General features: G+C 65.6%; 7 protein-coding genes and 1 pseudogene. 6 read left to right on the top strand and 2 right to left on the bottom strand.

Translation table 11 applies throughout. The features are described from left to right. Nucleotides 1–949, bottom strand: a pseudogene (locus tag ACFSUD_RS05310) (chemotaxis protein CheA); the annotation flags it as partial. A 134-nt stretch (nucleotides 950–1,083) separates the two neighbouring features. On the opposite strand from ACFSUD_RS05310, the gene ACFSUD_RS05305 reads away from it, so the two are divergent. Further along, nucleotides 1,084–1,785, top strand: coding sequence for a thiamine diphosphokinase (locus tag ACFSUD_RS05305; RefSeq protein WP_386372169.1), 702 nt, complete (start codon nucleotides 1,084–1,086; stop codon nucleotides 1,783–1,785). Nucleotides 1,786–1,827: 42 nt separating this feature from the next. On the opposite strand, the gene ACFSUD_RS05300 is transcribed toward ACFSUD_RS05305, so the two are convergent. Continuing rightward, on the bottom strand, nucleotides 1,828–3,231 hold the full coding sequence (locus ACFSUD_RS05300) for a diguanylate cyclase (RefSeq protein WP_386372167.1): 1,404 nt from the start codon (nucleotides 3,229–3,231) through the stop codon (nucleotides 1,828–1,830). Nucleotides 3,232–3,327: 96 nt separating this feature from the next. Between ACFSUD_RS05300 and ACFSUD_RS05295 the strand changes: the two genes are divergently transcribed. From ACFSUD_RS05295 to ACFSUD_RS05275, 5 genes are all read left to right on the top strand, one after another. Then, nucleotides 3,328–3,612, top strand: a complete 285-nt coding sequence (locus ACFSUD_RS05295) for a DUF3572 domain-containing protein (RefSeq protein WP_386372165.1) — start codon at nucleotides 3,328–3,330, stop codon at nucleotides 3,610–3,612. Beyond that, nucleotides 3,603–4,310 carry an HAD family hydrolase gene (locus ACFSUD_RS05290; RefSeq protein ID WP_386372583.1) on the top strand — a complete coding sequence of 236 codons (708 nt, stop codon included), beginning with the start codon at nucleotides 3,603–3,605 and terminating at the stop codon, nucleotides 4,308–4,310. Before ACFSUD_RS05295 ends, ACFSUD_RS05290 begins: the two co-directional genes overlap by 10 nt. Before the next feature lie 114 nt (nucleotides 4,311–4,424). Next, a complete protein-coding gene (locus ACFSUD_RS05285) occupies nucleotides 4,425–6,032 on the top strand; it encodes a trimethylamine methyltransferase family protein (RefSeq protein ID WP_386372163.1) in 1,608 nt (535 codons plus the stop codon). Between the two features lie 88 nt (nucleotides 6,033–6,120). Continuing rightward, nucleotides 6,121–6,708, top strand: coding sequence for a heme NO-binding domain-containing protein (locus ACFSUD_RS05280; RefSeq protein ID WP_386372161.1), 588 nt, complete (start codon nucleotides 6,121–6,123; stop codon nucleotides 6,706–6,708). Next, nucleotides 6,705–7,736 carry a GGDEF domain-containing protein gene (locus ACFSUD_RS05275; RefSeq protein WP_386372159.1) on the top strand — a complete coding sequence of 344 codons (1,032 nt, stop codon included), beginning with the start codon at nucleotides 6,705–6,707 and terminating at the stop codon, nucleotides 7,734–7,736. Before ACFSUD_RS05280 ends, ACFSUD_RS05275 begins: the two co-directional genes overlap by 4 nt. Nucleotides 7,737–7,756 lie beyond the last annotated feature (20 nt).

The following is a 7,756-nucleotide window of genomic DNA, read 5'->3' as shown; positions in this document are numbered from 1 at the left end:
CAGCCTCAGCCTCAGCCTCAGCCTCAGCCTCAGCCTCAGCCTCAGCCTCAGCCTCAGCCTCAGCCTCAGCCTCAGCCTCATCGGCAAGACCGCGCGCCGCGGCCTCTTCCTCGGCATCAGCCCGGTCCAGACGGTCGAGGATCGCGGTCACATCATCGGATTCGCTCTCTGGCTCCGCTGCGCCCCTGTCTTCGGTCGCGACCTCCAGCGCATCATCGGCCTCAAGCGCATCGGCGATGTCGCGACGGGCAGCGGCAATGGCGGCGTCGGCAATCGGCTCGGCGTCGGTGTCCTGCGTGTCGGCCGGTAAGGCAGCCGTGCCGCGGCCGGTGCCTCGCGCGCGCATTCCTTCCGCATGTTCGTCCTCGATATAGAATTCTTCCTCCTCGTCCTCATGCTGGGCAACGACCGCGCGAATACGCTGAAGCTTCGCCGCAATGCTGTCGCCCTGGGGAATTGCGCTCGCGTAGACGCCGGGGTTCGGGCTTTCGTCCTCGGCAAGCGCGACCTGATCGGAACTGGCGAAGAAGGCTTCGACCTCGTTATCCGGCTGGCCCGGCACGATTTCCGGCCCGGTCTGCACGGCCGCTTCCGGCGCAGCCTCGGGGGCGTTCCGTGTCTCGGGGGCAGGGGCCGGGCGCTCAGCACCGGCAGGCGGCGCAGCGACCTCAACCGGACCTTCACCACCGCTGGTGTCTTCCAGCGCGCTCAGCACGATCTTGCCTTCATGCTCGCGGGCCTGTACCCGGCGGGAAATTTCCTTCTGGGCGATCCGGGTGAGCATCTCGGCATCGGGCTGCGGCGGTTCGGCCCCGAAATAGCGGTCATCCGATGCCAGATCGCGGAAATATTCTGCAATCGCCTTCATCGTGCCGAAGGAATCATCAAAGCCTTCCAGCGTGCAAGAGAAGGTCCCGTAGGAGACGGTAAGAATTTTGTTGTTGCTCATCATCGGATGCTCGTCCTCTGCGGTTCTGCAGCCTATCGTTACCACGGCGTCCGAGACCAAAGCGGCCCGAATCTGTGCCCTTTAGCGTATCATTTTATGGCGACATTGTGGCCAGCTTCCAAAGAGGGCAATGAATGCTGATGGTTGAAAAGATCGTACATGATCACCGCCCGGTGACCCTGGTCGGCGGCGGCAAGGCTACACCGGAAGATCTCTACGAAGCCTTAACGCTGGCTCCGACATGCGTGGCAGCGGATGGCGGAGCGGCCCTGGCGGCGCTGGCGGAGGTAAGCCTTGCGGCGGTAATCGGCGATTTCGACTCGATCCCGGGGGCATTGCTCGCGGAGCTGCCCGAGGGGAAACGCCACCGGATCGCGGAACAATCGAGCACCGATTTCGAAAAGGCGCTGAGCCGGATTGCCGCGCCGTTGGTGATCGGCGTCGGTTTCACCGGCGGGCGCATCGATCATCAACTGGCCGCCTTTCACAGCCTGATGCGCTTTGCCGCGCAGCCCTGCGCGCTCCTGGCCGAGACCGAGGTGATCTTCCTCGCCCCGCCGGTGCTGAGACTGCCGACCGAACCGGGTGACGTGATCTCGCTGTTTCCCCTCGCGCCGGTCACCGGGCGCAGCGACGGGCTGGTCTGGCCGATTGCCGGGCTGGAATTCGCACCCGGCGCGCAGATCGGCACGTCGAACCGCGCTACCGGGCCGCTCACGCTCGAAATTGACGCAGCCGCCATGCTGGTCATCGTTTCTCGGTCGCTGCTGGGCGCGGTTGTGGCCGAGCTGAGTGGAGCATCCGATCCGCGCTGGTCCGGAGGCGGCGCGGTCTAGCGGCTGTTCGGGACGCGTCCGCCATCGCGCGTCCCGATCCGCTCAGGCGGCCGGGCGGCTCAGGGTGACCTGGTTGCGGCCATGCAGCTTGGCTGAATAGAGCGCCTTGTCGGCGGCCTTCATCAATGCCTCGCCGAGACGCGGCTCCGGGGTCTGACCCGCGGGGCGCGTCCCGCCGATTGCCATGCCTATGCTGATCGTCACCTCGATCGGCGCGCCGCAGCCGGGAATGTCAAAGGGCCGCGAACCGATGTCGTTGCACAGTCGCAAGGCGGCGGCCTGGGCATCCGCGAGGCTGGTGGCGGGCATAACCAGCAGGAATTCCTCCCCCCCGATCCGTGCCACCAGGTCCATGGCACGCAGATTGCCGCGCAGGCGGCGCGCGGTTTCCACCAGCACGGCGTCGCCCGCGGCATGGCCGTGTATGTCGTTGATCTGCTTGAAGTGATCGAGATCGGCGACCATCACCGCGAAGGCGCGACCGGTGCTCTCCGCATGTTCGGCAATGCGGGTCAGATGCGGCATCGCATAGCGTCGGTTGTGCAGGCCGGTCAGCGGGTCGAAAACCGCCGCCCTCAGCCCGGTGCGCACCGTGGCGCGCATCTGTTCGGCCATGCGCTTGCGTCGCATCAGGGCCTTCAGTCGCAGGGTCAGCTCGGTCGCGTCGAAACCGTCGGTCATGAGGTCGTCGGCGCCAAGATCGAGCGCGCTGGCGCCGAGCCCCGGGTCGGGGCGCGGCTGGATCACAAGCACCCCGGCATGGCGTGTCCCGGCATGGGCGCGCAGTGCCGGGATCAGTTGCAAGGCCGCGCTGGCCTCGGCAGGATCCGGTGGAATGACCAGCACGAAGGATTTCGTTACCCCGACAGGCTGTCGCTGGCTCAGCGCGGCTTCGGGCTGTTCGACGCTGAACCTGCAGCCGAGACCGGGGCGCAATTGCCTGGCCCAGACCGAGGCGGCACGCCGGTCGCCGGTGATCAGCACCACATGATCGGGCTGAATGAAATCCGCCGCCGGTTCGGCCATGCCGAGCGCGCGGCTGGTGTCGTCGCGCATCTGCCATTCGGCTGCAGCATTATGGGCCCGGATCAGGCTGCGCACCCGCGCCAGCAACAGCCGGTCATCGAGCGGTTTGAGCAGCACGTCCTGCACCCCGGCCTGCAGGGCTACGCGGCGGCAATCGGCCTGGGCGCGACTGCCGATCGCCATGATCGGGATATGTTCAGTACGCGGGCTCGCACGCAGCGCGGTACAGAGATCGAGAGCCGTGCCCTCCGGCAGCGTCAGTCCGGTCAGGATCAGATCGGGCACATGATCCTGCGCCAGCGTCACGGCTTCGGTCAGGTTTGCCGCCTGCAACACCTGATAGAAGGCCGAGGCCAGCTTGACCTTCAGCACGATCCGATTGGTCGCGATCGCATCCAGAATGAGGATCTTGCCTTGCACGAGGGCTCCGTTCCGCACAAATTGATCTTACTGGTTCAGTTCTTCGCCCAATTGGTTAACAAAGCGTTTCGAAGCCCGCTGAAAAGAGAGATTTCGATGTCCTATACGCAAGAAAGTGCCGAGACCCTGGCGCTGCAGGCGCTGGCCTGGCTGGCCGCGCATGACGAGCTGCTGCCGGTGTTTCTCGGGGCGACGGGCGCCTCCGAGACCGATCTGCGCCGCCAGGCGGGCGATCCGGTGTTCCTCGGCGCGGTGCTGGATTTCCTGATGATGGACGATCAATGGGTGGTCGCCTTTTGCGATCATGTCGCCTTGCCCTATGAGCGGATCATGCTGGCCCGCGCCGCCCTGCCCGGTGGCGAACAGGTGAGCTGGACGTGACGGTGATCCGAGGTCTGCTGTTTGACAAGGACGGGACGCTGTTTGACTTCGCCGCGACCTGGGAGGCCTGGGCCGTCGGCTTCCTGCTGCGCGCGGCACAGGGCGACGAGGCATTCGCGGCGCGGCTCGGGGCCGAGATCGGCTTTGACCTCAAGACCCGGCGTTATGCGCGCGATTCCGTGGTGATCGCCGGAACACCGTCGCAGGTCGCGCATGCGCTGGCGCCGCATTTTCCGCAGCTCACGCAGGCCGAGCTGATCGCCATGCTGAACGAGGAAGCCGGGCGCGCGCCGCAGCGCGAAGCGGTGCCGCTGGTGCCCCTGCTGCGCGCGCTGCGCGACAGCGGTCTGGCGCTCGGCGTGGCCACGAACGATGCCGAAGCCCCGGCACGGGCGCATCTCGATCATGCCGAGATCACCGGGCTGTTCGACTTCATCGCCGGGTTCGATTCCGGTCACGGCGGCAAGCCGCAGCCCGGACAGATGCTGGCCTTCGCACAGGCGGTCGGGCTGGAACCGGGGGAGATCGCCATGGTCGGCGACAGCCTGCATGACCTCAGCGCCGGGCGCGCCGCGGGGATGCGGACCGTGGCGGTGTTGACCGGTCCGGCCCTGGCCGAGGAACTGGCACCACTCGCCGATGTCGTGTTGCCCGACATCGGCCATCTTCCCGGCTGGCTGGCCGCCGCGCAGCCGTGAGCGGCGCCCCCATGCGACCTGCCTGAGATGAAAACGACAGGAAGCGTCGCGAATTGAAGGTCCGGGCGCCGCCGCTTCCGGCCTTCTGAGGGAGTGACCTCAGGAGGGGACGACATGGCAGAGGCAGTCGGACGGCGCGGCCAACAAGGCGGCGGGCAGGGCGGCAGACATGGGGGCAGACATGGGGGTAGACACGGCGGCCGCGCGGGCGCGAAGGAACGACGCGGCAGCGCGGTGATCGAGCAGATGCCCTGGAACCCCCCGGTCAATATCGACCGACCCACCGAGCCCCTGGATGAAGAAGGGGTGGCCGCGATCCATGACGGTGCGGTGCGAATCCTCGAAGAGATCGGGATCGAGTTCCTCAATCCCGAGGCCGTCGAGATCCTGCAGCAGGCGGGCTGCAAGGTAAGCGGCGAGAATGTCCGGATGGACCGCGATTTCGTGATGGAATGGATCGCCCATGCGCCGTCGCAGTTTACCCTGACACCGCGCAATCCTGACCGGCAGATCACCATCGGCGGGCGTAACCTCGTGTTTGGCAACGTCTCCTCGCCGCCGAATTACTGGGACATGTCACTGGGCCGCAAGATGCCGGGCACCCGTGCGCAATGTCAGGATCTGCTGCGATTGACGCAATATTTAAACTGCATCCACTTCGCCGGCGGCTATCCGGTCGAACCGGTCGATGTTCATGCGTCGGTGCGCCATCTCGACGTGCTGTTCGACAAGCTGACCCTGACCGACAAGGTCATGCATGCCTATTCGCTGGGCAAGGAGCGGGTTGAGGACGTGATGGAAATGGTACGGATCGCGGGCGGGCTCAGCCATGCGGAATTCGACGCCAGCCCGCGCATGTATACCAACATCAATTCGACCTCACCGCTAAAACACGACCGGCCGATGCTCGATGGCTGGATGCGGCTGGCGCGGCGCGGGCAGGGGCTGGTGGTGACGCCCTTCACCCTCGCCGGGGCGATGGCGCCGGTGACGATGGCCGGTGCGGTGGCGCAATCCCTGGCCGAGGCGCTCTGCGCGGTAGTCCTGGCGCAGATCATCCGGCCCGGCGCGCCCTGCGCCATCGGCACCTTCACCTCCAATGTGGACATGAAATCGGGCGCGCCGGCGTTCGGCACTCCCGAATACATGCGCGCGACCCAGATGACCGGGCAGCTTTGCCGGTTCTACGGATTGCCGATGCGTTCCAGCGGCGTCTGCGCGGCCAATGTGCCGGATGGGCAGGCAATGTGGGAAACCTCGAATTCGCTCTGGGCGGCAGTGCAATCGGGGACCAACATGGTCTATCACGCGGCGGGCTGGCTCGAAGGCGGGCTGATCGCCTCGCCGGAGAAGTTCATCATGGATTGCGAGGTCCTGCAGCAGATCCAGCGTTACATGCAGCCCGAGATCTGCGCCACCGGGCCGGATGAAATCGCGCTCGACGCGATCCGCACGGTCGGCCCCAACGGACATTTCTTTGGCATAGAACATACGCAGGATCGATATCTGGAGGCTTTCTACCAGCCTTTCCTGAGCGATTGGAAGAATTACGAGGCCTGGGAGGCTGCCGGGGCGGTCTGGACGCCGGAGCGTGCGCATCACATGTTTCGCGAGATCCTCGCGAGTTTCGAGCCGCCGCCGATGGACCCGGCGATCCGCGAGGAATTGTCCGACTTCGTCGCAAGGCGCAAGATAGAAGGCGGCGCACCGACCGATTTCTGACCCGGCATTTTCCGGACAATTGTGATCGTTGGTCGGATGTTAACTCCCGCCCCGCCAACATGTCCGGGGATTTCGGGAGTGAGATGACATGCACGGGTTAATCAACCGCAGCATACAAAGCTATGTCTGCGACAATCACGGCACGGCGTTCTGGTCGGAAGCGGCGGCGCGGGCCGGGCTCGATTTCAGCGAATTCGAGGCGATGCTGACCTATGACGATGCGCTGACGCCGCGCCTGCTCGATGCCCTGGCCGCGTTGCTGGGGCGACAGCGCGCCGAGGTGATGGAGGATATCGGCACCTATCTCGCCTCCCATCCCAGGGTCGAGGCGGTGCGCCGATTGCTGCGGTTCGGCGGCGTGACCTTCGAGGATTTCCTGCATTCGCTCGACGATCTGCCGGATCGCGCGCGCCTTGCGGTGCCGGATTTCGACCTGCCCGCGGTCGAGCTGCGCGAACAGGCACCGGGGCATTACAGCCTGATCTGCAGCGCACCGGTTGCGGGCTACGGTCATGTGATGATGGGGGTCTTGCGGGTCATGGCCGATGATTACGGCGCGTTGGCGCTGCTTGAACACCGTGGCGGCGCGCAGGGTGTGGAAACGATCGCCGTCACTCTCGTCGAATCGTCCTATTCGACGGGGCGCGCCTTCGATCTGGGGGCCCGGGCAGGATGAGCGGCGGCGCGACGCCCGCCCTGCTCGACGTGCTCTGCCCGATGCATCTGTCGATCTCGCCAAGTGGCCATATCACCCACGCCGGTCCGACCATCCAGAAACTGCGGCCCGACCGGGTGATGCGCGGCGAGCGTTTTCTCGAGCTCTTCGCGGTCAAGCGGCCGCGCGGCATCGGCTGCATGGCGGATCTGCGCCGGGCCTGCGATCTCAAGCTGCATCTGCAATTGCGCGATGCACCGCGCACCGAGCTAAAGGGCGTGCTGGTGCCGCTGGGGGCGGAAGGCGAGCCCGGGGCGATGATCGTCAATCTCTCTTTCGGTATTTCGATTCTGGAGGGGGTGCGCGACTACGCGCTGACCAATGCAGATTTCGCCCCGACCGACCTCGCGATCGAGATGCTTTATCTGGTGGAGGCGAAATCCGCCGCGATGGAGGCGTCGCGGCGGCTCAATCAGCGGCTGCAGGGCGCCAAGATCGCGGCCGAGGAACAGGCCTTTACCGACACGTTGACCGGGCTGAAGAACCGCCGCGCGATGAACCATGTGCTCGGGCGGCTGGTAACGGGCAATCTCCCCTTCGCGGTAATGCAGATCGATCTCGATTACTTCAAGGCGGTGAACGACACCTACGGGCATGGCGCCGGGGATCACGTGCTGCAGCAGGTGGCCCGGATCATGGTCGAGGAGACCCGCGAAAGCGACACGGTGGCGCGGGTCGGGGGCGACGAATTCGTGGTGATCCTGCCGGATGTCCGCAGCGATGCGATCCTGCGATCCGTCGGGCAGCGGATCATCGTCCGGCTCGAGGAACCGATCGCCTATAATGCCGCGATCTGCCGGATCTCCGCCAGCATCGGCACGGTGCGGATCAAGGAACAGCAGCGCCGCTCGGCGGAGCAATTGCTCTCCGACGTGGATGTGGCGCTCTACGCATCCAAACATGCCGGACGCGCGCGTCAGACCTTCTATCACCCGGGGCTGCGCGCCGGAGAAACCTGCCGCGACACCGGGCCGGGCCGCACACCTTGAAGCACCTTTAAGCATCACCG

The sequence above is a fragment of the Sulfitobacter aestuarii genome (assembly GCF_042685005.1).
GTDB lineage: Bacteria > Pseudomonadota > Alphaproteobacteria > Rhodobacterales > Rhodobacteraceae > Sulfitobacter > Sulfitobacter aestuarii.
The sequence above is the reverse complement of the archived record's forward strand: the minus strand, read 5'-3'. Positions and strand labels throughout refer to the sequence as shown.

Coding starts and splice junctions, on each gene's coding strand:
- ACFSUD_RS05305 (WP_386372169.1), top strand. CDS start 1,084: ATGCTGATGGTTGAAAAGATCGTACATGATCACCGCCCGGTGACCCTG.
- ACFSUD_RS05295 (WP_386372165.1), top strand. CDS start 3,328: ATGTCCTATACGCAAGAAAGTGCCGAGACCCTGGCGCTGCAGGCGCTG.
- ACFSUD_RS05285 (WP_386372163.1), top strand. CDS start 4,425: ATGGCAGAGGCAGTCGGACGGCGCGGCCAACAAGGCGGCGGGCAGGGC.
- ACFSUD_RS05280 (WP_386372161.1), top strand. CDS start 6,121: ATGCACGGGTTAATCAACCGCAGCATACAAAGCTATGTCTGCGACAAT.
- ACFSUD_RS05275 (WP_386372159.1), top strand. CDS start 6,705: ATGAGCGGCGGCGCGACGCCCGCCCTGCTCGACGTGCTCTGCCCGATG.